The 24423-nt window shown below is 73.0% G+C and carries 28 protein-coding genes; 23 read left to right on the top strand and 5 right to left on the bottom strand.

The annotated features are described in order from the left end of the window. The first annotated feature begins 322 nt into the window (after positions 1–322). The 14 genes from AC29IT_RS05310 (at position 323) to AC29IT_RS05245 (ending at position 12193) form a co-directional block, all read left to right on the top strand. Positions 323–1186 carry a redox-sensing transcriptional repressor Rex gene (locus AC29IT_RS05310; protein WP_488218022.1) on the top strand — a complete coding sequence of 288 codons (864 nt, stop codon included), beginning with the start codon at positions 323–325 and terminating at the stop codon, positions 1184–1186. After that, entirely contained in the window at positions 1183–2592 is a 1410-nt protein-coding gene (locus AC29IT_RS05305; protein ID WP_488218021.1) for a glutamyl-tRNA reductase, read from the top strand. The genes AC29IT_RS05310 and AC29IT_RS05305 overlap by 4 nt, the downstream gene beginning before the upstream one ends. Further along, on the top strand, positions 2589–3527 hold the full coding sequence (gene hemC / locus AC29IT_RS05300) for a hydroxymethylbilane synthase (RefSeq protein WP_358432392.1): 939 nt from the start codon (positions 2589–2591) through the stop codon (positions 3525–3527). The genes AC29IT_RS05305 and hemC overlap by 4 nt, the downstream gene beginning before the upstream one ends. 14 nt (positions 3528–3541) lie before the next feature. Next, positions 3542–5068, top strand: coding sequence for a bifunctional uroporphyrinogen-III C-methyltransferase/uroporphyrinogen-III synthase (locus AC29IT_RS05295; RefSeq protein WP_358432394.1), 1527 nt, complete (start codon positions 3542–3544; stop codon positions 5066–5068). 169 nt (positions 5069–5237) lie between these two features. Beyond that, the gene (hemB, locus tag AC29IT_RS05290) at positions 5238–6227 is read left to right on the top strand and encodes a porphobilinogen synthase (protein WP_358432396.1); all 990 of its coding nucleotides are present in this window, start codon (positions 5238–5240) and stop codon (positions 6225–6227) included. Then, the gene (locus AC29IT_RS05285) at positions 6224–6823 is read left to right on the top strand and encodes a hypothetical protein (RefSeq protein WP_488218020.1); all 600 of its coding nucleotides are present in this window, start codon (positions 6224–6226) and stop codon (positions 6821–6823) included. Before hemB ends, AC29IT_RS05285 begins: the two co-directional genes overlap by 4 nt. Before the next feature lie 72 nt (positions 6824–6895). Continuing rightward, positions 6896–7576 (top strand): hypothetical protein, encoded by a 681-nt coding sequence (locus AC29IT_RS05280; RefSeq protein WP_358432400.1) that lies wholly within the window; start codon positions 6896–6898, stop codon positions 7574–7576. Positions 7577–7641: 65 nt separating this feature from the next. After that, on the top strand, positions 7642–8211 hold the full coding sequence (locus AC29IT_RS05275) for a hypothetical protein (protein WP_358432402.1): 570 nt from the start codon (positions 7642–7644) through the stop codon (positions 8209–8211). Then, positions 8208–8630: a hypothetical protein gene (locus AC29IT_RS05270; RefSeq protein WP_358432404.1), complete on the top strand. Its 423-nt coding sequence runs from the start codon at positions 8208–8210 to the stop codon at positions 8628–8630. The genes AC29IT_RS05275 and AC29IT_RS05270 overlap by 4 nt, the downstream gene beginning before the upstream one ends. Continuing rightward, a complete protein-coding gene (locus AC29IT_RS05265) occupies positions 8623–9072 on the top strand; it encodes a DUF3093 family protein (RefSeq protein WP_358432406.1) in 450 nt (149 codons plus the stop codon). The genes AC29IT_RS05270 and AC29IT_RS05265 overlap by 8 nt, the downstream gene beginning before the upstream one ends. A 51-nt stretch (positions 9073–9123) precedes the next feature. Then, positions 9124–9477 carry a hypothetical protein gene (locus tag AC29IT_RS05260; RefSeq protein WP_358432408.1) on the top strand — a complete coding sequence of 118 codons (354 nt, stop codon included), beginning with the start codon at positions 9124–9126 and terminating at the stop codon, positions 9475–9477. 162 nt (positions 9478–9639) lie between these two features. Further along, positions 9640–10977 carry a glutamate-1-semialdehyde 2,1-aminomutase gene (hemL, locus tag AC29IT_RS05255; protein ID WP_358432410.1) on the top strand — a complete coding sequence of 446 codons (1338 nt, stop codon included), beginning with the start codon at positions 9640–9642 and terminating at the stop codon, positions 10975–10977. Further along, positions 10974–11603: a histidine phosphatase family protein gene (locus AC29IT_RS05250; RefSeq protein ID WP_358432412.1), complete on the top strand. Its 630-nt coding sequence runs from the start codon at positions 10974–10976 to the stop codon at positions 11601–11603. Before hemL ends, AC29IT_RS05250 begins: the two co-directional genes overlap by 4 nt. Beyond that, entirely contained in the window at positions 11600–12193 is a 594-nt protein-coding gene (locus AC29IT_RS05245) for a TlpA family protein disulfide reductase (protein WP_358432414.1), read from the top strand. Before AC29IT_RS05250 ends, AC29IT_RS05245 begins: the two co-directional genes overlap by 4 nt. Before the next feature lie 184 nt (positions 12194–12377). Here AC29IT_RS05245 and AC29IT_RS05240 read toward each other — a convergent pair whose 3' ends face one another. After that, entirely contained in the window at positions 12378–12599 is a 222-nt protein-coding gene (locus tag AC29IT_RS05240) for a hypothetical protein (protein WP_358432416.1), read from the bottom strand. Positions 12600–12723: 124 nt separating this feature from the next. Here AC29IT_RS05240 and AC29IT_RS05235 point away from each other — a divergent pair, with 124 nt between their 5' ends. The 6 genes from AC29IT_RS05235 (at position 12724) to AC29IT_RS05210 (ending at position 18954) form a co-directional block, all read left to right on the top strand. Then, entirely contained in the window at positions 12724–13584 is an 861-nt protein-coding gene (locus tag AC29IT_RS05235; RefSeq protein WP_358432418.1) for a helix-turn-helix domain-containing protein, read from the top strand. 31 nt (positions 13585–13615) lie between these two features. Further along, a complete protein-coding gene (locus AC29IT_RS05230; protein ID WP_488218019.1) occupies positions 13616–13732 on the top strand; it encodes a DUF397 domain-containing protein in 117 nt (38 codons plus the stop codon). Between the two features lie 210 nt (positions 13733–13942). Then, entirely contained in the window at positions 13943–14725 is a 783-nt protein-coding gene (locus AC29IT_RS05225; protein WP_224956977.1) for a cytochrome c biogenesis CcdA family protein, read from the top strand. After that, positions 14725–16338, top strand: coding sequence for a cytochrome c biogenesis protein ResB (gene resB, locus AC29IT_RS05220; RefSeq protein WP_358432424.1), 1614 nt, complete (start codon positions 14725–14727; stop codon positions 16336–16338). Before AC29IT_RS05225 ends, resB begins: the two co-directional genes overlap by 1 nt. Further along, entirely contained in the window at positions 16338–17345 is a 1008-nt protein-coding gene (ccsB, locus tag AC29IT_RS05215; RefSeq protein ID WP_358432426.1) for a c-type cytochrome biogenesis protein CcsB, read from the top strand. Before resB ends, ccsB begins: the two co-directional genes overlap by 1 nt. 112 nt (positions 17346–17457) lie before the next feature. Next, positions 17458–18954: a MinD/ParA family ATP-binding protein gene (locus AC29IT_RS05210; RefSeq protein WP_358432428.1), complete on the top strand. Its 1497-nt coding sequence runs from the start codon at positions 17458–17460 to the stop codon at positions 18952–18954. A gap of 109 nt (positions 18955–19063) precedes the next feature. On the opposite strand, the gene AC29IT_RS05205 is transcribed toward AC29IT_RS05210, so the two are convergent. Both AC29IT_RS05205 and AC29IT_RS05200 read right to left on the bottom strand, forming a co-directional pair. Continuing rightward, positions 19064–19264 (bottom strand): hypothetical protein, encoded by a 201-nt coding sequence (locus tag AC29IT_RS05205; protein ID WP_358432430.1) that lies wholly within the window; start codon positions 19262–19264, stop codon positions 19064–19066. A gap of 216 nt (positions 19265–19480) precedes the next feature. Next, on the bottom strand, positions 19481–19702 hold the full coding sequence (locus AC29IT_RS05200; RefSeq protein WP_184476042.1) for a BldC family transcriptional regulator: 222 nt from the start codon (positions 19700–19702) through the stop codon (positions 19481–19483). Between the two features lie 173 nt (positions 19703–19875). Here AC29IT_RS05200 and AC29IT_RS05195 point away from each other — a divergent pair, with 173 nt between their 5' ends. The 3 genes from AC29IT_RS05195 (at position 19876) to AC29IT_RS05185 (ending at position 21921) form a co-directional block, all read left to right on the top strand. Then, entirely contained in the window at positions 19876–20184 is a 309-nt protein-coding gene (locus tag AC29IT_RS05195; RefSeq protein WP_358432431.1) for a DUF4229 domain-containing protein, read from the top strand. Beyond that, positions 20171–21289 (top strand): L-cysteine desulfhydrase Cds1, encoded by a 1119-nt coding sequence (gene cds1, locus AC29IT_RS05190; RefSeq protein WP_358432432.1) that lies wholly within the window; start codon positions 20171–20173, stop codon positions 21287–21289. The genes AC29IT_RS05195 and cds1 overlap by 14 nt, the downstream gene beginning before the upstream one ends. A 71-nt stretch (positions 21290–21360) precedes the next feature. Beyond that, the gene (locus tag AC29IT_RS05185) at positions 21361–21921 is read left to right on the top strand and encodes a DUF3558 domain-containing protein (RefSeq protein ID WP_358432433.1); all 561 of its coding nucleotides are present in this window, start codon (positions 21361–21363) and stop codon (positions 21919–21921) included. A gap of 237 nt (positions 21922–22158) precedes the next feature. On the opposite strand, the gene AC29IT_RS05180 is transcribed toward AC29IT_RS05185, so the two are convergent. Together AC29IT_RS05180 and menE are read right to left on the bottom strand one after the other, a co-directional pair. Continuing rightward, on the bottom strand, positions 22159–23031 hold the full coding sequence (locus AC29IT_RS05180) for a 1,4-dihydroxy-2-naphthoate polyprenyltransferase (RefSeq protein WP_488218018.1): 873 nt from the start codon (positions 23029–23031) through the stop codon (positions 22159–22161). A gap of 28 nt (positions 23032–23059) precedes the next feature. Beyond that, positions 23060–24259 (bottom strand): o-succinylbenzoate--CoA ligase, encoded by a 1200-nt coding sequence (gene menE / locus AC29IT_RS05175; RefSeq protein ID WP_358432436.1) that lies wholly within the window; start codon positions 24257–24259, stop codon positions 23060–23062. Positions 24260–24423: the final 164 nt, after the last annotated feature.

The following is a 24423-nucleotide window of genomic DNA, read 5'->3' as shown; positions in this document are numbered from 1 at the left end:
TGTCGTTTCGCACCGGGCGGCGGGCCACGGGCTGCGCGAGACGGCCCGACCCACCCCGAAAGCCCCGCAACGACACCGATAGCAGCTCGCTGACCAGCCGTTTTGGATGGCGAGGGGCGCATCCGACATCATGGTGCGGGGTGGCCCGGCGGCCGCTGCGGTGATCGTCGGCGAACTTTGTGCATGTCTTCACAAATGGCTACGGTGGAGTTCGAGCCGTGTCATCGAGGTCAGCGGTTCGCACCCCGTTTTCACTCCGGTGCGTCGCTCGACCGGCGAGCGCGGCGGACGAGCAGCACCGAGTCAGGTCGAGGGAGAGCCAGTGACGGCCCACGGAGAGGGCGAACGGGACGAGGCCGGGCAACCGGCGGGCGTCCCGTCCGGGTCAGGGTCACCCGCCGAATCCATCGCGGTCCCCGCCGCCCGAGAGCGGGCGCGGGCCATTCCGGAAGCGGCCGTCGCACGCCTCGCGGTGTACCTGCGCGTGCTGTCCGGCCTCGAGGAGCGCGGTACCCGCACCGTGTCCAGCGAAGAGCTCGCCGCCTTCGCCGGGGTGAACTCGGCGAAGCTGCGCAAGGACCTGTCCTACATCGGCTCCTACGGCACCCGCGGCGTCGGCTACGACGTGGCGGTGCTGATCGGCCAGATCGAGCGGACCCTCGGGCTCACCAAGAAGCACCGCGTCGCCGTGGTCGGCATCGGGAACCTGGGGCACGCGCTCGCCAACTACGGCGGTTTCCTGAACCGGGGCTTCCCGGTGGCCGCGCTGTTCGACCTCGACCCCGACCTGCTGGACGTGCCGGTCGGCGGCATCCCGGTCAGCTCCATCGGCGACATCGTCGAGGTCTGCCGCGAGCGCGAGGTCACCATCGGCGTCATCGCCACGCCCACCGAGGGGGCGCAGGACGTCTGCGACCGCCTCGTCGAGGGCGGCGTGGTGTGCATCCTGAACTTCGCCCCGGTCGTCCTGCAGGTCCCCGAGCACGTCGAGGTGCGCAAGGTCGACCTGGCCGTGGAGATGCAGATCCTCTCGTTCCACGTCGCGCGGCGGAACCAGGAATCCGTGGCGGTTCCCGGGGTCGCCGGCACCGACGCGGGCCCGCCGGGCCGCGGGGGGAACGGGAACGGGAACTCCGAATCCGCGCCCGAGCGCGGTGATGTGGACGGGATGGTGGTTCGGCCGTGAACCTGCTCACCGTCGGGCTCTCCCACCGGAGCGCCCCGGTACGGGTGCTGGAGAGGGTCGCGATCGGCGCCGACGAGGTCGGCAAGGTCCTCGACGAGCTGCTCGGCCGGACGCACATCAGCGAGGCCTTCCTGGTCTCCACCTGCAACCGCGTCGAGGTGTACGCGGTCGCCGAGACCTTCCACGGCGGGCTGAACGACGTGACCGAGGTGCTGGCCCGCAAGGCCGGGGCCGAGGTCGCCGAACTCGCCGACCACTTCTACGTGCACTACGCCGGTGCCGCGGTCGAGCACCTGTTCTCGGTGGCCGCCGGGCTGGACTCGATGGTCGTCGGCGAGGCGCAGATCCTCGGCCAGCTGCGGCAGGCCTACGGCGTCGCCGACCAGGCCGGGACCGTCGGCCGCACGCTGCACGAGCTGGCTCAGCAGGCGCTGCGCGTCGGCAAGCGGGTGCACGCCGAGACCGAGATCGACGCCGCGGGCGCCTCCGTGGTGTCCGAGGCGCTCGCCGACGCCGAAGCGGTGCTGGGCGGTGTCGCCGGGAAGCGCGCGCTGCTGGTCGGCGCCGGCTCGATGGGCGGTCTGGCGGCCGCGCAGCTGCGCCGCGCGGGCATCGGCTCCGTGGTGATCGCCAACCGCACCGCCGCCAACGGCGCCCGGCTCGCCGAGTCGCTGCGCGCCGAAGGCATCCCGGCCGACGCGGTGGAGCTCACCGGGCTGGGTTCCGCGATCGCCACCGCCGACCTCGTGGTGACCTGCACCGGAGCCGTCGGTGCCGTGATCACCGAGGACGTCGTCGCCGACGCGGTGCAGGACCGGGCCGGAACCGGCCGCCCGCTGCTGTTCTGCGACCTGGGGCTGCCGCGGGACACCGCGCCCGAGGTCGCCGAGCTGCCCGGCGTCGCCGTCGTCGACCTGGAGACCCTGCAGGCGCGGCTCAGCGCGCAGCGCGGCGGCAGCGAATCCGACCGCGCCGCGACGATCGTCGCCGACGAGCTGCGCGGCTACCTCGCCTCGCAGCGCTCCGCCGAGGTCACCCCCACGGTCACGGCGCTGCGCAAGCGCGCCGCCGAGGTCGTCGACGCCGAACTGCTGCGGCTGGACTCGCGGCTGCCCGAGCTGGACGGGCCGGTGCGCGACGAGCTGTCCCGCACGGTGCGCCGCGTCGTGGACAAGCTGCTGCACGCACCCACGGTCCGGGTGAAGGAACTGGCATCCGTTCCCGGCGGCTCCGGTTACGCCGAAGCGCTGCGGGAACTCTTCGAACTGGACCCGCAGGCGCCGACCGCGATCCGCACGCCCCGCTCCGCGGAGGACGTGCCGGTGACCGGTGCGCACTCGGCGCAGGCGCTGCTGCGGGACCCCCTCGCCCAGGACGGGGCGGAACAGGACGGTGAAGACCGGTGAACAAGACGCTGCGCATCGGCACCCGCGGCAGCGCGCTCGCGATGGCCCAGACCGGGATGGTCGCCGAGCAGCTGGAGGCCGCGGGCTACCCGACCCAGCTCGTCGAGGTGAGCACCCCCGGCGACCGCTCGATGGCGCCGATCGCCGAGATCGGCGTGGGCGTGTTCACCTCCGCGCTGCGCGAGGCCCTCGCCAACGGTGAGGTCGACGTCGCCGTGCACTCCTACAAAGATCTGCCGACCGAACAAGACCCCCGGCTGTCGCTGGCCGCAGTCCCGGTCCGCGAGGACCCGCGGGACGCGCTGGTGGCGCGGGACGGTCTGACGCTCGGTGAACTGCCCCCGGGCTCCCTCGTGGGAACCGGTTCGCCGCGCCGCGCCAGCCAGCTGGAGGCCCTCGGCCTCGGCCTGGAGGTGCGCGGTATCCGCGGCAACGTGGACACCCGCCTGCGCAAGGTGACCGACGGTGAGCTGGACGCCGTCGTGCTCGCCCGCGCCGGGCTGGCCAGAGTCGGCCGGCTCGCGGTGATCACGGAATCGCTCGATCCACTCCAGATGCTGCCCGCGCCCGCTCAGGGCGCGCTGGCTGTGGAATGCCGCGTCGACGACGTGGACACCGAGCACCTGCTCCAGTCCGTTCTGGACGATCAGGCCAGCCGCGCCGCGGTGGCCGCCGAGCGCGCCATGTTGGCTGCGCTGGAGGCAGGCTGCAGTGCGCCGATCGGCGCGCTGGCCGAAGTGGTGGAGGACCTCGACGAGGACGGGCGCGTGGCGCAACGGCTGTCCGTCCGCGGGGTCATGGCGACCGAGGCGAACCGCCTGGTGCGCGCCTCCGCCACTGGTGAGACGACCGCCGCCGAGCAGTTGGGCTTGGCCTTGGCCGCCGAGCTGCTCGATGCCAGGGACGCTTTGCTCAGCGGTCCCGGTAGTAGTTGATGGAGAGTGCGCTGATGACACGCAAGAGCCCAGGACGGGTCGCATTCGTGGGCTCCGGCCCAGGGGATGCGGGACTGCTCACCGTTCGGGCCCGGTACTTGCTCACCACCGCGTCGCTGGTGGTGACCGACCCCGACGTGCCCGCCGACGTGCTGGCACTCGCGGCCGACGGCGCCGAGTCGCGCCCGGCCGTGGGGGAACCCGCCGAGGTAGCGCAGGACTTGGCGAACGAGGCCGCCACCGGCCGCTCGGTGGTCCGGCTGGTCGCCGGTGACCCGATGACCGTGGACGCCGTGGTCCGGGAGGTCCGCGAGGTCGCCAAGACCGACGCGGCCTTCGACGTGGTCCCCGGCGTGTCCCCGGGCAGCGCGGTCCCCGCTTACGCGGGTGTCGCGCTGGGCGCCGGGCACACCGAGGTCGACGTGCGCGGCGAGGTGGACTGGGCGGCGCTGGCCGCCGCCCCCGGCGCGCTGGTGCTGCACACCACGGGCAGCCACCTGGCCGAGGCCGCGTCCGCGCTGATGGAGCACGGCCTGACCGCGCAGACCCCGGTGGCGGTGACCTCCTCCGGCACCACGGTCTCGCAGCGCACCATCGACACGACGCTGGCCTCGCTGCCCGCGGACGCCGGTGAGCTGCAGGGCCAGCTGGTCGTGACGATCGGTTCGGTCGCGGGCGACCGCTCCGGCCTGTCCTGGTGGGAGTCCCGGGCCCTGTACGGCTGGAAGATCCTGGTGCCGCGCACCAAGGAGCAGGCCGGTTCGATGAGCGAGCGGCTCTGGTCGCACGGCGCCGTCTCGCACGAGGTGCCGACGATCTCGGTGGAGCCGCCGCGCAGCCCCGCGCAGATGGAGCGCGCGGTGAAGGGCCTCGTCGACGGCCGCTACCAGTGGGTGGTGTTCACCTCCACGAACGCGGTGCGCGCGGTGTGGGAGAAGTTCCGCGAGTTCGGGCTGGACGCCCGCGCGTTCTCCGGTGTGAAGATCGCCTGCGTGGGCGAGTCCACCGCGGAGAAGGTGCGCTCGTTCGGCATCACGCCGGAGCTGCTGCCCTCGGGCGACCAGTCCAGCGAGGGCCTGCTGCAGGACTTCCCGCCGCACGACGACATCCTGGACCCGGTCGACCGGGTGCTGCTGCCGCGGGCGGACATCGCCACCGAGACGCTGGCGGCCGGGCTGCGCGAGCGCGGCTGGGAGATCGACGACGTCACGGCCTACCGCACGGTCCGGGCCGCGCCGCCGCCGGCCGAGACCCGCGAGATGATCAAGACCGGCGGGTTCGACGCGGTGTGCTTCACCTCCTCGTCGACGGTCCGGAACCTGGTCGGCATCGCGGGCAAGCCGCACGCGCGGACCCTGGTGGCCTGCATCGGCCCGAACACGGCCGAGACCGCCAAGGAGTTCGGCCTGCGCGTGGACGTGCAGCCGGAACTGGCGCAGGTCCCCGCACTGGTGGACGCGCTCGCCGAGCACGCCGCCAGGCTGCGCGCCGAAGGTGCGCTGCCGCCGCCGAAGAAGGCGAAGCGCGCGCGCCGCAGCTGAGCCGAGTGGCCCGGATCTCGTTCACCACGGGGTCCGGGCCACCGCCGTCTTCCGGCCTGGCAGGCTCGCGGGGGAGGAATCGGACACCCGGTGCGGGTGCCCGCCCGAAGATCAATCCGAGCGGGTGGCCGCCCGCGGCCGCCCCTCCTCGCCACGAGGGAGCTCGCCGATGTACCCGTCGCACCGCCCGCGCAGGCTGCGCCGCACCCCCGCCGTCCGGCGGCTGGTCGCCGAGACGAGCGTGGAGCCGCGCCACCTGGTGCTGCCGATGTTCGTGCGGGAAGGCCTGGCCGAACCGGTCGAGATCAGCTCCATGCCGGGCGTCGTGCACCACAGCCGCGACTCGCTGCGCCGCGCCGCGACCGAAGCCGTCGCCGCGGGAGTCGGCGGGCTGATGCTGTTCGGCGTGCCGACCGAGCACGACGCCACCGGCTCCGGCGCCGTCGACCCGGACGGCATCCTCAACACCGGGCTGCGCGACCTGGCCGCCGAGGTCGGCGACTCGACCGTGATCATGGCCGACACCTGCTTGGACGAGTTCACCGACCACGGCCACTGCGGGGTGCTCGACGAGGACGGCGAGGTCGACAACGACCGCACCCTGCAGGTGTACGGCGAGATGGCCGTGGCGCAGGCCGAAGCGGGCGCCCACGTGATCGCCCCCAGCGGCATGATGGACGGGCAGGTCGGCGTCATCCGGGAATCGCTCGACGTCACCGGCTTCGAGGACACCTCGATCCTCGCCTACTCGGCGAAGTACTCCTCCGCGTTCTTCGGACCGTTCCGGGAGGCCGTGGACTCGCAGCTCACCGGGGACCGCAACACCTACCAGCAGGACCCGGCGAACGGCCGCGAAGGGCTCCGCGAAGCGGACCTGGACCTCGCCGAGGGCGCCGACATGGTGATGGTCAAGCCCGCCATGTCCTACCTGGACGTGCTGCGCGACGTGGCCGGGCTGGCCGACGTGCCGGTCGCCGCCTACCAGGTCTCCGGCGAGTACGCGATGATCGAGGCCGCGGTCGCCCGCGGCTGGCTGGACCGCAAGCGGACCGTGCAGGAGACGCTGACCTCGATCCGCCGCGCCGGTGCCGACGTGGTGCTCACCTACTGGGCCACCGAAGCGGCCCAGTGGTACCGGGAGAGCTTGGGGATCCGGTGACGCACCCGCAGCATCCCGACCGCATCGGCGGTCCCGGCGACGGAGCCGCCACCGAGCGCCCGCCGCTGCCCACCCCGCTCAACATCGCCCGCTGGCTGTGGATCGCCGCCGCGGTGCTCGGCCTGGTCCGGGCGTACGTGCGGCTCAGCGACCGGCGCGCGCTCGCGACCGAGCTGCGCGCCGCGCTGCCGGACCTCTCGCAGACCCAGATCGACGAGCAGATCAACGCGCTGATCATGTTCAACCTGCTGTACCTGCTCGCGGTGCTGGCGCTGTACGTGTCCCTGTCGCTGCGGATGACGCAGGGCAAGAACTGGGCGCGCGTGGTGCTCACCGTGTTCGCCGGGTTCGGCGCCTTCGGCACGCTGGGCACGCTGCTGCTGATGTCCAGCATCGGGCGGGCCGAGCTGCTGCGGATCACCCAGGTGCGGGTGGAGACCACCGACGTGGTGTTCGGCGTGCTGGTGACCGCGGTGGAGCTGGTCGCGCTGGTGCTGATGTACCTGCCGGAGACGAACCGGTACTTCCAGGCGACCAGGCGGCCGCGGGCGCCGCAGCAGTGGGCTCCGCCACCTCCGGGGCCGTTCCTGCGCTGAGCGGGCGCCCGGATCGTCCGGTCCGGGTGCATTCGCGGCGCCGGGCGCTCCGCGTGATCTACGCTCGATGACGTGACAGCCTCGCAAGACCCGGACCGGCAGGACCAGGGCGACCAGCTCGCGGCGCAGCAGCACCCGCCGACCGGTGGCCTGCTGCCCGACTCCGAGGTCTCGGGCGGCCGGATCACCGGCACCCGGCCCGCCGCGCCCGGTGCCGCGCCGCAGCCCGAACCGTGCACCGCGCCGCCGCTGCGGCCCGTCGCGTTCGGCGGCACCGCGGGGCAGGTGTGGGTGGGCACCGCGCCGGTCGGGAGGCCGCGCGCGGTCTCCGCCGCCTGCCTGCTCGGCCTCGCCGACGTGGTGATCGCGTTCGTGATCCTGGGCGTGCGGCTGGCCACCACCGACGACTCGATCGTGCAGGCGATGGGCGAGGCCGACTCGTACCTGCCGAACGACGGCGACATCTCCGGCGTCTACTACGGCGTCGCCACCGGGATGGTCGTGCTCTACGCGCTGCTGGCCGCGGTGTGGGGGCTGCTCGTGCTGTTCCTCCGGCGCGGCCGGGGCTGGGCGAGGGTGGCGCTCACCTCCGTCGCGTTCGTGTGGGCCGTGTCGACGCTGCTGTCGCTGGTCGGCACCCGATCGCACGGGCCGCTGCTGACCGGCCTGGAAGTCGCGCAGGCGGTGGCGCTGGTGGCGACGCTGGTGTGCATGCACCTCGGATCGACCAGGGACCACTTCAGCGGCGGCTGATCATCACCCGGTGTTCTCGGCGGACCCGGTGGACAGCGATCTCGTCCGATTCATACTGTTCCGGGGTGACGTCATCGCACGATTCCCAGGACCGGCCGCCGCTGGGCGCGCACCAGCCGGCCGTCCCGCACCCGCTCGGGCCGCCGCCGGAACCCGCCGCACCGCCCGACCGGCCGGGGGCCGTGCGGGCCGCGTTCTGGCTCGCCGTGCTCGTGCCGGTGCTGGTCACCGTGCTGTACGCGGTGAACTCGCTGCTGACGCGGCACTTCCTCGCCGAGGTGGCGGCCGGGCCGGTGGCCGGGATCGCTCTCGTCACCTCCCTGCTGGTGCTGCCGGCCATGCTCGTGCTGACCGCGCTGTGGATCGCCTTCGGCTTCCAGCTGCGGGCCGGGCGCGGCTGGGCCCGGATCGTGCTCACGGTGTTCGCCGGGATCTGGGCGTTCTACTCGGTGGGCGGGCTGGTGACCGGCTCGTCCGCGCTGACCGGCATCGGTCCGGTGCCGGTCCCGGCGGGCATCGTGGCGGCGGGCTTCGCGCAGAGCGCCGTCGGGCTGGCGGCGATGCTCGCCTTCCTGGTGCTGGTGCACCTGCCCGCGTCGAACCGGTACTTCCAGGCCGCCGGGGCCGCGCGGTGAGCGCACCCCCGGGCTCGGTGCGCGCGGCGGTCGGGTTGTGGTCGGCGCTGGCCGCGTTCCTGCTGGTGCAGACCGCGTTCTCCTGGGTGGACCGGGCCGAGCTGGCGCGGCGGCTCGTCGACTCGGGCGCGGCCGCGGCGGACCGGGCGGATGCCGCCGCGCTGCACCTGCTGCTGCTCAACACCGGCATCGCCGTCGTGTTCGCCGCCGGGTACGCGCTGGCGGGGGTGCTGATCCGCGGCCGCAGGCCGTGGGCCAGGATCGGGGTCTGCGTGCTGCTGGTGGTGCAGTGCGTGACGGTGCTCGGCAGCCGCTCGTTCGCGGCCGCGGACCTGATCGTGCTGGCGCTCGGCGGCGCCGCGGCCTGGTGCAGTTGGACGACGACCAGTACGGAGTGGGTGACCGGCGAGCATGGATGATGCCGACAGCGGCCCGGTGCTCTACGCCGAGCCCGGGTCGACCTGGTGGCCGGTGCTGTGGGGGCCGGGGTTCGCGCTGGCCGGGCTGCTCGTCGAGCTGCTCACCCCCGGCGGGGTGAACCTGCCGGTGTGGCTGCTGCTGGCCGGTGCGCTGGCCGCCGCCACCGTGCTGTGGGTGTACGCCCGGCGCCGCGCGCTGGCCGTCCGGTTGACGCCGGAGGTGCTCACGGTCGGCCGCGAAGACCTGCCGGTGCAGCGGATCGCGTCGATCACCGACGTGGGCGCGCCGCTCGGCACCCGGGTGCTCGGCGGCGGTTTCACCCCGCCGAAGGGCACCGGGGAGATCCCGCTGCGGTTATCCGACGACGCGGTCGTGCTGGCCTGGGCGAAGGACCCGGGCACGCTGCTCGACGAGCTCCGCCCGCTGCTGCCGGAGAGCTGACCGGCCCGGAGCCGGTGCCGTGCCCGGCCCGCTGCGTGAGACGCTTTCGCCGTGACGCTCCCCGAACCGTGGTCGGCCGACGAGCCGATGCTCAGCGAGAACGCCGCGGACGCGCCCGAGCCCCGCGGCGGGCTGGCCCAGCCGTGGCGGGCCGTGGTGGCGGCCGTCGAACTCGTGCTCGCCGGCGCCCTGGTCGTGGTCGCCTGGTGGCTGTGGGACCGGTCGCAGCTGGTCGTGGAGGTGCCCGGGGCGACCGGGCTGCCGATGCGCTCGACCAGGATCTTCGGTGACCGGGCGGCGCTCGGCATCGTCGCCCCGACGCTCGCCGCGGTCCTGCTCGTGGACGCCGTCCGCCAGCTGATGCTCGCCTGGGCGGTCCGCCGCTCCCGAGCCCGCCGGGACTGACCGCCTGCCCTCGTCCCGGGCGCCGCGCCCGCGGCGGAGCCGCTGAGCAGGGATCACCCGGGCGACCGGCGCCGCCACCCGCTTCGCCGCGCGGCAGGTGCGGGACGGCCGGGGCCGCGAGGGTGGCCCCGGTCACGGGGCACGGCCTGTCAGACTGGGGGAGTGACAGCCGAAACTCCTGGCGGCACCAGTCCGCACCCCACGACCAGGTCGGCGGAGCTGTTCGACCGAGCGCTCACCGTGACTCCGGGCGGCGTCAACTCGCCGGTGCGGGCCTTCCGGTCCGTCGGCGGCACGCCCCGGTTCATGGTCCGCGGCGACGGCGCCTACCTGTGGGACGCCGACGGCAACGAGTACGTCGACCTCGTGTCCTCCTGGGGCCCGATGATCAACGGGCACGCGCACCCCGACGTCGTCGAGGCGGTGCGGGCGGCCGCGGTGGACGGCTTGTCGTTCGGCACCCCGGGCGCAGGCGAGATCGACCTGGCCGCCGAGATCATCCGCCGGGTCGAGCCGGTGGAGCGGGTGCGGCTGGTGAACTCCGGCACCGAGGCGACGATGAGCGCGGTCCGGCTGGCGCGCGGCTTCACCGGCCGCAGCAAGATCGTGAAGTTCGCCGGTTGCTACCACGGGCACGTCGATTCGCTGCTCGCCGACGCCGGTTCGGGCGTGGCGACGCTCGGCCTGCCCACCAGCCCCGGGGTGACCGGCGCGCAGGCCGCGGACACCGTGGTGCTGCCGTACAACGACGTCGACGCGGTGCGCGAGGCGTTCGCCGAGTTCGGCGACCAGATCGCCTGCGTCATCACCGAGGCCGCCGCGGGCAACATGGGCGCGGTCGCGCCGCAGCCCGGGTTCAACGCCGCGCTGCGCGAGATCACCCGCAACGCGGGCGCGCTGCTGATCATGGACGAGGTGATGACCGGCTTCCGCGTGTCCGCCGCGGGCTGGTTCGGCCTCGACGGGGTCGCGGGCGACCTCTACACCTTCGGCAAGGTCATGTCCGGCGGCCTGCCCGCCGCCGCGTTCGGCGGTCGCGCCGACGTGATGGAGCTGCTCGCCCCGTCCGGTCCCGTCTACCAGGCGGGAACCCTGGCGGGGAACCCGGTGGCGGTCGCCGCCGGGCTGGCGAACCTCCGGGCCGCCGACGACGCGACCTACGCCGCGCTGGACCGGAACGCGGCGCGCCTCGGCGACCTGCTCGGGTCCGCGCTCACCGAGGCGGGCGTGCCGCACCGGGTGTCGTTCGCGGGCAACCTGGTCAGCGTGTTCTTCACCGAATCGCCGGTGGCGAACTTCGAGCAGGCCCGGGCGCAGCAGGCGTGGCGGTTCCCGGCGTTCTTCAACGCCTTCCTGGACCGCGGCGTGTACCCGCCGCCGAGCGCCTTCGAATCGTGGTTCGTGAACTCGGCGATGGACGAGGCCGCTTTCGAGCGGATCTCGGACGCCGCCCCGCACGCCGCGGCCGCCGCCGCGGCAGCCGAGGAGCCCGCGGCATGACCAAGACGATCGTGCACTTCCTGCGGCACGGCGAGGTGCACAACCCGGAGCGGATCCTCTACGGCAGGCTCCCCGGCTTCCGGCTCTCCGACCGCGGTCAGGAGCAGGCGAAGCTGGTCGCCGACTTCCTCGTCGGCCGGGACGTGCAGCACGTGGTGGCCTCTCCGCTGCAGCGCGCGCAGGAGACCGCCGCCCCCATCGGCGCCGGGTTCGGGCTGGACGTGGACACCGACGACCGGCTGATCGAGTCGGCGAACCGGTTCGAGGGCCTGCGGGTGTCCGTCGGCGACGGCGCGCTGCGCTCCCCGCAGCACTGGCCGAAGCTGCGCAACCCGTTCGAACCGTCCTGGGGCGAGCCGTACGTGCAGATCGCGCACCGCATGCTGGGCGCCGCTCAGCGCGCCCGCGCCGCGGCCGAGGGCCACGAGGCGGTGTGCGTGTCCCACCAGCTGCCGATCTGGACGCTGCGCCGGTTCGTGGAGGGCAAGCGCATGTGGCACGACCCGCGCAGCAGGCAGTGCTCGCTGGCGTCGCTGACCAGCCTGGTGTTCCGCGACGAGCAGCTGGTGCGGGTGGCCTACGTGGAACCCGCCGGCGAGACCGATCCGCGGGTGACCGGAGCATGAGGCGGCTGCTGGCCCGCGCGGCGCTGTCGGTGGCGGTGCTCGGCCTGCTCGGCGGCTGCGCCACCGCGGGCAAGGACGCCGTGGAGCAGGGCACCGAGTTCACCTTCGTGTCGCCGGGCGGGCAGACCCGCATCTTCTACCCGGAGGCGGAGCGGCAGCGGCTGACGAAGCTCAGCGGCGACAGCCTCCTGGAGGAGGGGAAGCGGATCGGCCTCCCCGACTACGAGGGGAAGGTCGTGGTGGTGAACCTGTGGGGTTCCTGGTGCGGCCCGTGCCGCGCCGAGGCCGACGACCTGCAGGCGGTGCAGGACGAATTGGGGCCGCAGGGCGTGCAGGTGCTGGGGATCGACGTGCGGGACAGCCGTTCCGCCGCCGCGGATTTCCACCGCGACCGGAGTTTGACGTATCCGTCGATTTTCGATCCGTCCGGGCGTTCGCTGTTGTCGTTGAAGAACTATCCGCGCAGCGCCGTGCCGTCCACGATCATTCTGGATCGGCAGCACCGGGTGGCGGCGGTTTTCCTCACGGAAATGTTGAAGAGCGAACTGCTGCCGGAAGTGCAGAAGGTGGCGGCCGAACCGGCCGCGTGACGGTTTCCGCGAGCCCGCATTCCGGCGTGCTTTCCGGCCGGTTCGCGGATTCGCGGCGGCCGGTTCCGCGCGCTGGTCCGGAAGGGCGGCGCGAAGTGCGCCCGTTCGGCGCAGCCGCTGGGCCGGAAGGGTTCCACCGGCGTCCGCGGGTACTAGTCCGCCCACCGCCGTCCGGCGGCCTTCCTCAGCGTCTGCGCCGGGTCAGCACCCGCCAGCAGTCCATGCAGGTGCCCTGCCGCACCCACTCGTGCTCGGTGCGGTCGTGCAGTTCGGTCGCGACCGCTTCCACCCCGCAGTACGAGGTCACGGGGCAGTGCGGATCGGCGTCGAGCGCGCTGACGGCGAAGGCGTGCCGCCCCGCCGGGACGGGCCGCCACACGTAGGTGAGGCCGTGCTGCGCGGGCATCGCGTGGACTCCATTCCTCCGGTGTTCGGCTGCGAGAATGAGACCCGCCTCGACACTCGAATGGCAATGCGCTTCACCGAATCGAGCGATGGCACGGCTTCGGCGGAGGAAATAGGTTCCTGCTATGACCAGTGTTCGAGCGCGGGGCCTGGGCGCTGAGATCCGCGAACTCCGCAAAGCGGCCGGATTGCGATTGGAACATCTCGCGCACCGATGCGGATGGTCGCGAGCGACCTTGGGCCGAATCGAATCGGGAGAACGGGTGCCCAGCGAAGGCGAACTCGCCGCGCTGCTGGACACCCTGAACGTGGCCGGCGCCGAACGAGCGCGGCTGTTCGAGCTCGTGAACGCGGCCACCGAGGCCCGCTGGTGGGAGGCCGGGTACGCGGGCATGCCCAGCGCGCTCACCGCCCTGATCGACTTCGAGCGGCTCGCCACCAAGATCACCGATGTGGCGCTGGCGCTGGTGCCGGGGCTGCTGCAGACGCCGGACTACACGCGGGCGGTGCTCAGCGCGGGCGGCGTGCGGGACGCCGACCTGGAGTCCCGGGTCGCGCTGCGCCTCGGCAGGCAGGGCGTGCTCACCAGGGAGGAACCGGCGCGGCTGCACGCGTTCCTGGACGAATCGGTGGTGCACCGGCCCGTCGGCGGGCACCGGGTGATGTCCGACCAGCTGCGCCACCTGGTGCGCATCGGGCGTCGGCCGAACGTCTCGGTCCGGGTGATCCCGTTCGCGGCCGGGGCGTACGCGGAGCTCAACGGCAGCCAGCTGATCCTCGAGTTCGCCCGGCAGCGGCCGGTGGTGCACCTGGAGCAGCGGCGGCGCGGGGCGTTCCTGGAAGCACCCGCCGACACCGCCCCATTCCTCGACGCCGCCGCCCGGCTGCCGGTCCTGGCGCTCGACGAAGCGGAGTCCGCGGCGCTGATCGCGGACGTGGCAAGCGCGATGGAACGGGAATGTGAGCGCGACGGTGCATTGGCGTAAGTCCAGTCACAGCGGCGAGGAGAGCAACTGCGTGGAGGTGGGGACGGCGCCCGGGGTGGTGGCGGTGCGCGATTCGAAGGCGCCGCGGCACGGGGTGCTGTCGTTCTCCCCGCGCCGGTGGCAGGTCTTCCTGCGCTCCTTGCGCTGATCGCCCGTCCGCGGGTACCGGTGTCGCGCTCCGCGCCGGGGAGCGGCGCCCCGCCCGCGGACGGGTCCGCCATCGGCTCCCGAACGGCCGCGGCCGGGCGCCCGCGCGACCGTCGGCGGTGGCGCGGCGGGCGCCGGAAGTGCGCCGATGTGGTCGGCGTCATGCGGGGTGGTGCGTAGCCACGCTAGCGCCATCCCTACCCTCGGAACCGTGAACCCGACCGAGCTCGCCGCCTCCGGACCGCTGCTGCTCGCGGCCGCGATCGCGGTGCTCGCCGGGGCGGTCAGCTTCGCGTCGCCGTGCGTGGTGCCGCTGGTGCCGGGCTACCTCGCCTACCTGGCGGGCGTGGTCGGTGCGGAGGCGCCGCCGGTGGATTCCGCGGAGGCGCGGCAGGCGCGCCGCGGCCGCTGGCGGGTGGCCGGTGCGGCGCTGCTGTTCGTCGCCGGGTTCACCGTCGTCTTCGGCGCCGGAACGCTGCTGCTGCTCGGGTTGTCGGACGCGCTGGTCGAGAACGAGCTGCTGCTGCAGCGCATCGGCGGCGTGGTGACGGTCGCGATGGGGCTGGTGTTCCTCGGCATGATCCCCGCGCTGCAGCGGGATGTCCGGTTGCACCGCGTGCCCCGCGCCGGGTTGTGGGGTGCGCCGCTGCTCGGCGCCGTGTTCGGGCTCGGCTGGACGCCGTGCCTGGGCCCGACGTTGACCGGGGTGATGTCGCTGGCCGTCGGGACCGACGTGGGCGCGGGCACCGCGGTGCGCGGGGTGCTGCTCGTCGTCGCCTACTGCCTGGGGCTCGGACTGCCGTTCGTGCTGCTGGCGCTGGGCGCGCGGTGGGCGGTGCGCAGCACCGACTGGTTGCGGCGCCGGGGCCGCGCCATCCAGATCGCGGGTGGTGCGCTGCTGGTCGTGGTGGGCGTGCTGCTCGTCACCGGGCTGTGGGGAGAACTGATCTCAGTGCTGCGCGAACCCGTCGCCGGATTCGAGACGCCGATCTGATGTCCCGGATCCGCACCCTGCTGGCGTTCCTGCGCAACACCTGGCGCGGCCTGACGTCGATGCGCACCGCACTGGTGCTGCTGTTCCTGCTGGCGATGGCGGCGCTGCCGGGGGCGTTGATCCCGCAGCGCTCGCTGAACCCGGCCGAGGTGGACAAGTACTTCACCGAGTACCCGGACCTGGCGCCGCTGCTGGACAAGGCGGGCGCGTTCGAGGTGTTCAGCTCGGTCTGGTTCGCCTCGATCTACGTGCTGCTGTTCATCTCGCTGATCGGCTGCCTGCTGCCGCGCTGCTACGAGTACTACAAGCAGCTGCGCGGCAGGCCGGTGCGCACCCCGCGGAACCTGGCCCGGATGCCGCACCACGCTTCGTCCACTGTGGACGGTTCGCCGGAGGAGGCGCTGGCGGCCGCCCGCCGCAGGCTGCGCGGCTGGCGCAAGGAGGAGCGCACCGAGGAGGACGGCACCCGCTCGATCAGCGCCGAACGCGGCTACCTGCGGGAGGCCGGGAACCTGGTGTTCCACTTCGCGCTGGTGGGCCTGCTGGTGACGGTCGCGGGCGGCAAGATCCTCGGCTACGAGGGCCAGGTGATCGTGCCCGCGGACGGCTCCGAGTTCTGCAACTCCGGCACCTACAACTACGACTCGTTCCGCGCGGGCCTCAGCGTGGACGGGACCCAGCTGAGCCCGTTCTGCCTGCGGGTCGACGACTTCGACGCGACCTACCAGCACACCGGGCAGGTCGCGAGCTACCGGGTCGGGATGCAGTACCAGGCCGGTGCGGACCTCGACGCGGACCGCTGGCAGCCGTACGCGCTGCAGGTGAACCACCCGCTGCGGATCGCGGGCGACCGGATCTACCTGACCGGCAACGGGTACGCGCCCCGCTTCACCGTGACCTTCCCGGACGGGCAGCGGCGCACCCAGCTCACCCAGTGGCAGCCGATGGACGTCACGACGATGTTGTCCCAGGGCGCCACCAAGTTCGACCAGCCGGGAGTCACCGACGAGGTGCAGCGGCGGCAGACGCAGCTCGCGGTGACCGGCCTGTTCGCGCCGACCGCGGCCTACGACGGCAAGGTGCTCAGCTCGCAGTTCCCCGACCTGCTCGACCCGGCGGTCGCGGTGGACGTGCTGCGCGGCGACCTCGGCCTCGACTCCGGCCGCGGCCAGTCGATCTTCGGCGTGGACCAGAAGATGGTGGAATCCGGGCGGTTGAAGAAGGTCGCGCGGCAGAACCTGCGCGTCGGCGAGCAGATCCGGCTCGACGACGGCACCACCGTCCACTTCGACGGCGTGCAGCGCTGGGCGAACCTCCAGATCTCGCACGACCCGTTCCAGCCGTACGTGCTCGGCTTCGCCATCGCGGTGATCTTCGGGATCAGCGCCTCGCTGAGCATCAAGCGCCGCCGGATCTGGGTGCGGGTGGCGCCCGCCCCCGGGACCGGCGCGGACGATCCCGCGCGTACGGTTGTCGAGGTCGGCGGGCTGGCCCGGACCGACCAAGCGGGTTACGGCGAGGAGTTCACCCGGCTGGCCAAGGACCTGCTCGGGACGGACGGCGCCGACGCGGAGCCGCCGAGTGCTGCCTCCGCAGGCGGAAGGAAGAGCTGATGCCGGTCAACCAGACGTTGTCCAACTACAGCGACATGGCGTTCGCGACCTCGGTGGTCATCTACATCGCCGCCATGCTGCTGTACTTCGCGGAATTCGCCTACGGCGGCCGGAAGCAGCAGGCCCGCGCGCGGGAAGCGCAGCTGGTCACCGCGGGCGGCGAGAGCGGCGGGACCGCCACCGCCGAGCGCATCGGCCGCATCGACACCCCCGGCAAGCGCCCGCTCCCCGAGCGGTTCGGCGGCATGGCCGTGTCGATGACGGTGCTCGGCATCCTGGTGCACGCGGCCTCGCTGGTGTTCCGCGGTGTCGCCACGGGACGCGCGCCGTGGGGCAACATGTACGAGTTCGGCTCGGCGATCTGCCTGGCCGCGGTGATCGCGTGGACGATCGTGCTGTTCCGGCAGCTGCGCGCCGAACGCCGCGAGGCCTCGCCCGCGCAGCTGCGCGGGCTCGGCGGATTCCTGCTGCTGCCCGTGGTGGTGCTGCTGTTCCTGTCCGGCACCGTGCTCTACGCGAAGGCCGCGCCGCTGCAGCCCGCCTTGCAGTCCTACTGGATCGTGATCCACGTGACCGCCGCGATCATCTCCAGCGGTGCGCTGCTGTTCGCCGGCGTCGCCAGCGTGCTGTTCATGCTGCGGTCGCGGCACGAGAACAACCCGCTGAAGCTGGCCCGCTTCGGTTCCCGGCTGCCGTCCACCGAGACGCTGGACCGGATGGCCTACCGCGCCACGGTGATCATCTTCCCGGTGTGGACGTTCGCGATCGTCGCCGGTGCGATCTGGGCCGAGGCCGCGTGGGGCCGGTTCTGGGGCTGGGACCCGAAGGAGACCTGTTCGTTCATCGCGTGGGTCGTCTACGCTGCGTACCTGCATGCGCGTGCGACTGCGGGGTGGCGTGGGGTCAAGGCGGCGTGGATCAACATCGCCGGTCTGGCGGTCATGATCTTCAATCTCTTCTTCATCAACATCGTCGTCTCCGGACTGCACTCGTACGCTGGACTGTGAGTTCATGATCCGATCCGGAGTGCGACCCCGGGCCACCCGTTCCACTGCGGAACCGGGTGGCCCTCGCTCATCCCGGTAAAGGTCGAACCGATGTGTGGGAGGTACGGGAACGGTGACCGGACGGTACGAAGAGCCCGAAACGCAACGCGATGCGGGCTCGGCCTCGCCCGGTGCGGACTCGGCGCAGCAGGCCAGCGGCAAGGCGGATCACGCGACCCCGGACTACGGTGACGGCCCGCAGCCGTACGCGGAACCCGGGACCAGGCCGAACACCCCGGTGCAGGGCGCGCAGCAGCCCCAGCAGCAGCCGCCGAACGTCCCCAGTGGACAGTCCTTCGGCGGGACGCCGTACACCGAGGCCACCCCGTCGGGGCCGCAGCAGCAGGCGAGCCAGTCCGGCCCGTACCAGGTGCCCGGCGGCCACTCCGGCCCGTACCAGGTGCCGGGCGGGCACTCCGGCCCCTACCAGGTCCCGGGCGGTCATTCCGGCCCGTACCAGGTCTCCGGCGGGCAGTCGGGGCCGTACCAGGTGGGCCAGCAGCAGAACCCGTACGCGCCCGTCGCCGGGCCGTTCCCGCCGCAGCAGGGCTACCCGCAGCAGCCCCCGCAGGGCGGGCAGCCCCAGCAGGGCCAGCAGCAGCCCGGCGCGAAGCAGCAGCCCGGCGTCCCGTTCGGCAAGGACCTCGCTTCCTCGCAGCTGCTGCGGCAGACCAAGCGCGCCCCGCAATCCGGCTGGCGCAAGGCGCTGTACGTGGCCAGCGGCCGCTCCATCAACCTCGGGGAGAGCGCCGCGGACCTGCGCCGCCGCGAGCTGATCGGGCGGATCAACCAGCCGCTGCAGGGCTGCTACAAGATCGCGATGCTGAGCCTCAAGGGCGGCGTCGGCAAGACCACGACCACCGCCACCCTCGGCTCCACGTTCTCCTCGCTGCGCGGGGACCGGGTGATCGCCGTCGACGCCAACCCGGACCGCGGCACGCTCAGCCAGAAGATCCCGCTGGAGACCACCGCCACCGTGCGGCACCTGCTGCGCGACGCGCAGCGCATCCGCAAGTACAGCGACGTGCGCTCCTACACCTCGCAGGGGCCCAGCCGGTTGGAGATCCTGGCCAGCGAGCAGGATCCCGCCGTCTCCGAGGCGTTCAGCGAGGACGACTACCAGCGGACCGTGACGCTGCTGGAGCACTTCTACAACATCGTGCTCACCGATTGCGGCACCGGACTGATGCACTCGGCGATGAAGGGCGTGCTGGACGTCGCCGACTCGCTGGTGATCGTCTCCTCCAGCTCGATCGACGGGGCGCGCAGCGCTTCGGCCACGTTGGACTGGCTGGACGCGCACGGCTACGGGCAGCTGGTGGGCCGCTCCGTCGCCGTGATCAACTCGGTGCGGCCGGGTTCCGGCAAGGTCGACGTGGACAAGCTCAGCGCGCACTTCGGTTCGCGCTGCCGCGCGGTGTCCCGGATCCCGTTCGACCCGCACCTCGAAGAGGGCGCCGAGGTCGAGCTGGACCAGCTCGCCGCACCGACCCGGCTGGCCCTGCTGGAACTGGCCGCGATCGTCGCCGACGACTTCCCGCAGGCGTTCGGCAGGCAGCGCCAGGCCTGACCGCCCATCCCGGCCTCGGCCGGGCGCAGGCGCACCGTGCGAACGGCCCGCCGCACCGGTTCTCCGGTGGGCGGGCCGTTCGGCGTTCGCCGGTCAGGGGAGGCGGAGCTCAGCCCTGTTCGTCGTTCTTCTTGTCGCGCTGCTGCTCGGCGAGGCGGCGCAGGAAATCCGGGTCGTCGTCCGGGGCCAGCGGCGCTCTGCGCGGCGCGGTGGCCGGGCCGTCGCCCGCGGCATCCCGCACCGGGCCGAACGCGCGCCACATCAGCACGGTCACGGTGAGCGCACCGATCGCTGCCAGGGCGTAGATCATCAGGGCACCTCCACTCCTCTGCCCCGAGGTTAGCCGGAGAACGGCGAGAGGTGGGGTGCGCCGATCAGGGAACATCCGGACGGTGTCCGGATCTCCCGGTGACCGAGGGCCGGCGCAGGGCGCGCCGGGGGTCCGGCGACGGGCCGGGCCCGGCCCACCTCGGGCGTGCGAGCGCACGCGGAGGCGGGCCGAGCGCGAGCCGATCGTCGGGGCGACTCAGGCGGAGCGGACGTCGTTGGTGAGTTCGGCCAACAGCGTGCGCACTTCGGACTCGCGGAACCGGCGGTGCCCGCCGGGAGTGCGAATCGAACCGATCCGGCCTGCCGTCGCCCATCTGGTCACCGTCTTCGGGTCGACCCGGAACAACGAGGCGACCTCACCGGGGGTGAGCAGCTGTTCCTGACCGTTCTGGCGAGACTGGGGAGTCGTCGCGGTCACAGGGGACCTCCACAATGCGGACGGTTTTCGGGCATTCCGGTCGCATCCTGGCACTCGGATGGTCAGGTACTCGAACATTCGACTCCAGGTAAAGGGAAGGTAAGGGACGAAAGCGGCGCTTCGGGCGAGACGGGGCGGTATCGCCGCACCCCTCGTGTTCTACCCTGGTTGACGTGCAGGAACAGCAGACGGAAGCGGTCGCGGAGACGTCCCCGCCGACCAACCTGGCGCGGGACATCGCGCTGTACACCGTGGTCAGGCTGGCCATGCTGGTCGCGGTCACCGCGGTGATCGCGCTCTGCGGCGTCCCGCTGCTGGTGGCCGCCGCGGTGTCCGTCGTGGTGGTGATGCCGCTGTCCATGCTGGTCTTCAGCGGGCTGCGCCGTCGCGTCGCCACCGGCATGGTGCACCGCGCCCAGCGCCGCGAGCAGCTGCGCGCCCAGCTCCGCGGGGACCGCGAGAACACCGATGACGAGCACTGACGCCCGGCGCGACGACGCGGTCCGGGACCGCTCTTGCGCGCGCACCAGGGCCTGGACCAGCGAAGCCGTCCGGATCATCGAGGCGGACGCGAACCGCAGCGCCGACACGCACCTGCTGCGCTTCCCGCTCCCGGCGGAATGGGGAATCGACCTCTACCTCAAGGACGAGTCAACCCATCCGACCGGTTCGCTCAAGCACCGGTTGGCCCGATCCCTGTTCCTGTACGCCATCTGCAACGGGTGGGTGACGGAGAACACGCCGGTGATCGAGGCGTCCTCCGGCTCCACCGCCGTCTCCGAAGCGCACTTCGCGCAGCTGCTGGGGCTCCCGTTCATCGCCGTGATGCCCCGGTCGACCAGCCCGGAGAAGGTGGCGCTGATCGAACGCCACGGCGGCACCTGCCACTACGTGGACCAGCCGGGCGCGATCTACGACGAGTCCCGCAGGCTCGCCGCCGAACTCGGCGGGCACTTCATGGACCAGTTCACCCACGCCGAACGCGCCACCGACTGGCGGGGCAACAACAACATCGCCGAGTCGATCTTCCAGCAGCTGGAGCTCGAACGGCACCCGATCCCGGAGTGGATCGTCACCGGCGCGGGCACCGGCGGCACCAGCGCCACCCTCGGCCGCTACATCCGCTACCGCAGGCACGACACCCGGCTCGCGGTCGTCGACCCGGAGCACTCGGTGTTCTACGACGCCTGGTGCCACGAGGACCGGGACCGCACCGGGGAGCGCGGCTCGCTCATCGAGGGCATCGGGCGGCCCCGGGTCGAACCGTCCTTCGTCGGCGAGGCCATCGACCGGATGATCAAGGTCCCGGACGCGGCGTCCATCGCCACCATCCGGTGGGCCGAAGGAGTGCTCGGGCGGCGCGTCGGCGGCTCCACCGGCACCAACCTGTGGGGCGTGTGCGGGCTCGTCGCCGAGATGGTGCGGGACGGGCGGACCGGCAGCATCGTCACGCTGCTCTGCGACGGCGGGGAGCGCTACGCGCACACCTACTACGACGACGCGTGGGTCGCGGGTCACGGTTTCGACCTCGCGGGCCCGCTGGGCGCGCTCGACGAGTTCCACCGCACCGGGGCCTGGACCGCCTGAGCGGGTGCGCGCGGGCCGCACGTAGTCTGCGATCACGCCACGAGGTTCCGAGGAGGGGCATGCGCAGGTCGATGAGCACAGCCATCGCGCTGGTGCCCGCGGCGCTCGTCGTGGTGCTCGCCGCGTGCACCTCCGGCGGCTCGCTGCCGCTGCCGAGCAGCGCACCGCAGACCAGCGGCAGCGACGAGTCCGAACCGGAATCCGTCACCCCGTCGATCACCCGCGAGGTGCCGCCGGAGCTACGGGTCCGGCTCGCCGACGCCTCCGCCGAGCGGCTGTGCGGGCTGGTCGGCGTCGACGAGCTCGGCCAGCTCGCCTACCCGGTCCGCCGCGGGGTCCCGCGCGAGATCGGCCTGGAACCGCCGGTGCGCGGCTGCCAGTTCGCCGCCGACACCGGAGTGCGGTCGATCTTGATCGGCACCCAGCCGGAGGGCTACGCCGGGCTCGGCCAGGACGAGGTGCGGCTCGGCGAACTGCCCGGCACCGAGACGCTGCGCGCCAACGACTGCACCGTGTTCGCCGGCGTGCCCGGGGCGACGCTGCAGGTCACCGCCCGGGCCGCCGAAGCCGACAGCGACGAGTGCGAGACCGCCCAGGGCGTCGCTCAGTACGTCCTGGCCGGCGTCCGCTGAGCGGGTCCGCTAACTGCCTGTTTCGAACCTGCCCGGCGGTATCCGTTTCCTGTCAGCGGCGAAGCCGCTGAGCCGCCGACCACCCAAGACACCGGCACCGCCGCGGGTTCTCAGCTGGTTCCTCGCGAGGACAGCGATTTCTCATGCGGCGGAGCCACCTGTGAAATCGATCCCGCAGCGAGGAACCAGCTGAGGTTCCGCCACCCGACCCCTACGCGGCAGAATCAGCGAGAACGCTCAGCCGAAGGCGAGCGCCAGCGCCGTGGTGGCTCCCCAGACCAGCATCGCCAGGCCGGTGTCCCGGAGCGCGGGGATCAGCTTGCGGCCCGTGCCGCCGCGCGTCACCGCGAGCACCGAGCCGATCAGCAGCGGCAGCGCCAGGAATCCCAGCAGCGCCCAGGTGTTGCGCAACCCGATCAGCACGGTGATCAGGAACGGGATCAGCACCAGCGCCACGTACAGCGTCCGGGTGTCCCGATCGCCCAGCAGCACCGCCAGCGTCCGCTTGCCGGTGACCCGGTCGGTGGGGATGTCGCGCAGGTTGTTCGCCACCAGCACCGCGCTGGAGAACGCGCCGATGCCGACCGCCCCGCCGATGCCGAACCCGCTGATCGTGCCCGCCTGCACGTACATGGTGCCCAGCACGGCGACCAGGCCGAAGAACACGAACACGGCGACCTCGCCCAGCCCGGCGTAGCCGTAGGGCCGCTTGCCGCCGGTGTAGAACCAGGCGCCCGCGATGCACAGCGCGCCGACGGCCAGCATCCACCACTGGCCGCTGAGCACCACGACGCCGATCCCGGCGAGCGCGGCCAGCCCGAAGCAGCCGTACGCCGCGTTCCGCACCGCCGTCGCGTTCGCCGCGCCCGAGCCGACCAGCCGGAACGGGCCGACCCGGTCGTCGTCGGTGCCGCGGATGCCGTCGGAGTAGTCGTTGGCGAAGTTCACCCCGGTGATCAGCAGCAACGACACGGCGAGCGCCAGCACCGCGATCGGCACGCTCCACAGGTCCACTCCGGTCGCGGCCCCGGTGCCGACCAGGACCGGTGCGATCGCGTTGGGCCACGTGCGCAGGCGCGCGCCCTCAATCCACTGCTTCACCGTTGCCATGTGAATCATCTTCGCGCATCACGCGTCGTCACCGGCCGAGAGTCGCGCGCAACGCCCGCCGGTCGGGCTTGCCGGGGCCGCGCAGCGGTAGCTCGGCGAGGAAGGCGACGTGCTTGGGGGCGGCGGCCGCGCCCGCGCGCTCGCGCACCGCGGCGCGCAGGTCCGCGACCGGTGGCGGCGCGGCCGGGTCGGCGGGGACGACGGCGGCGGCCACGGCCTGGCCCCACTCGGGGTCGTCGATGCCGAGCACGCAGGCCTCCCGGACCGCGGGGTGCTCGGTGAGGACGCGCTCCACCAGCAGCGGGGCGACGTTCACCCCGCCGGTGATGATCACGTCGTCGGCCCGGCCGAGCACCTCCAGCCGTCCGTCCGCCAACCGGCCGAGGTCGCCGGTGTGGAACCAGCCGTCCCGGAACGGGCTCGCGCCGGAGCCCCGCCGGTAGCCGCGGGCCAGCGTGGGCCCGGCCAGCGCGACCGGGCCGGAGCCGTCCGCCGCGGCGTCCACGTGCACCCGCACGCCGTCCAGCGGCGCGCCGTCGTACACGCAGCCGCCCGCGGTCTCGCTCATCCCGTAGGTGGTGACGACCCGGACCCCGGCGGCCAGGGCCTGCTCGCGCAGCGCGGGCGGGGTCGCGGCACCGCCGAGCAGCACGGCGTCGAATTCGCGCAGCGCGTCCAGCCCGGCGCCGCCGTCGTCCAGCAGTCGGCGCAGCTGGGTGGGCACCAGCGCGGTGTAGTGCCTGCCGGAGTCCGCTAGGCAGTGTTCGGCGGCCGCGGCGAACCGCTCCGCGCGGAAGCCGCCCGCGGTGTCCACCGCCACCGGGTCGGTGCCCGCGACCAGCGATCGGACCAGCACCTGGATGCCCGCGACGTGGTGCGCGGGCATCGCCAGCAGCCAGCGGCCCGGCCCGCCCAGGTGCCGGTGCGTGGCCGTCGCCGAGGCGCGCAGCGCGGCGGCGGTCAGCAGTACGCCCTTCGGGGTGCCGGTGGAGCCGGAGGTGGCGATGACCAGGGCCGTCGGATCGGCGGGGTCGTCCTCGCCGGGTTCCAGCGGGGTGCCCGCGCCGAGCGCCGCCAGCGCCGCGCCGTCCGAGCCCGCGGCCGCTGGGTCGACCGGGAGCAGCGCGGGGCCGTCGCCGTCCAGCGCGCGGCGCAGCGCGGGCAGCGCGGTCGGCGCCCGCTCCCCGGGCGGGACGGGCAGCGGCCGGAGTTCGCGGGCGGTCGGCATGACGGCCATCTTGCGCCCACCGCCCGCCAGGGCGGCCCGGCGGTGGGCGGCGGAGTGCGATCGCTCACCGGATCGAGTTGAATCGCTCAAGTGTTCGATCGGCCGCGTCGATGGTGTGGAGGTAGCGACCTGCGAGCGAAGGCGGTGTGGACGATGAACCCCTG

The organism is Saccharopolyspora sp. MMCC62, assembly GCF_057736575.1.
This window is presented reverse-complemented; position numbering and strand designations above follow the sequence as displayed.

Coding starts and splice junctions, on each gene's coding strand:
- AC29IT_RS05295 (WP_358432394.1), top strand. CDS start 3,542: ATGACACGCAAGAGCCCAGGACGGGTCGCATTCGTGGGCTCCGGCCCA.
- hemB (WP_358432396.1), top strand. CDS start 5,238: ATGTACCCGTCGCACCGCCCGCGCAGGCTGCGCCGCACCCCCGCCGTC.
- AC29IT_RS05265 (WP_358432406.1), top strand. CDS start 8,623: ATGGATGATGCCGACAGCGGCCCGGTGCTCTACGCCGAGCCCGGGTCG.
- AC29IT_RS05250 (WP_358432412.1), top strand. CDS start 10,974: ATGACCAAGACGATCGTGCACTTCCTGCGGCACGGCGAGGTGCACAAC.
- AC29IT_RS05245 (WP_358432414.1), top strand. CDS start 11,600: ATGAGGCGGCTGCTGGCCCGCGCGGCGCTGTCGGTGGCGGTGCTCGGC.
- AC29IT_RS05240 (WP_358432416.1), bottom strand. CDS start 12,599: ATGCCCGCGCAGCACGGCCTCACCTACGTGTGGCGGCCCGTCCCGGCG.
- AC29IT_RS05235 (WP_358432418.1), top strand. CDS start 12,724: ATGACCAGTGTTCGAGCGCGGGGCCTGGGCGCTGAGATCCGCGAACTC.
- resB (WP_358432424.1), top strand. CDS start 14,725: ATGTCCCGGATCCGCACCCTGCTGGCGTTCCTGCGCAACACCTGGCGC.
- ccsB (WP_358432426.1), top strand. CDS start 16,338: ATGCCGGTCAACCAGACGTTGTCCAACTACAGCGACATGGCGTTCGCG.
- AC29IT_RS05205 (WP_358432430.1), bottom strand. CDS start 19,264: ATGATCTACGCCCTGGCAGCGATCGGTGCGCTCACCGTGACCGTGCTG.
- cds1 (WP_358432432.1), top strand. CDS start 20,171: ATGACGAGCACTGACGCCCGGCGCGACGACGCGGTCCGGGACCGCTCT.
- AC29IT_RS05185 (WP_358432433.1), top strand. CDS start 21,361: ATGAGCACAGCCATCGCGCTGGTGCCCGCGGCGCTCGTCGTGGTGCTC.
- AC29IT_RS05180 (WP_488218018.1), bottom strand. CDS start 23,031: ATGGCAACGGTGAAGCAGTGGATTGAGGGCGCGCGCCTGCGCACGTGG.
- menE (WP_358432436.1), bottom strand. CDS start 24,259: ATGCCGACCGCCCGCGAACTCCGGCCGCTGCCCGTCCCGCCCGGGGAG.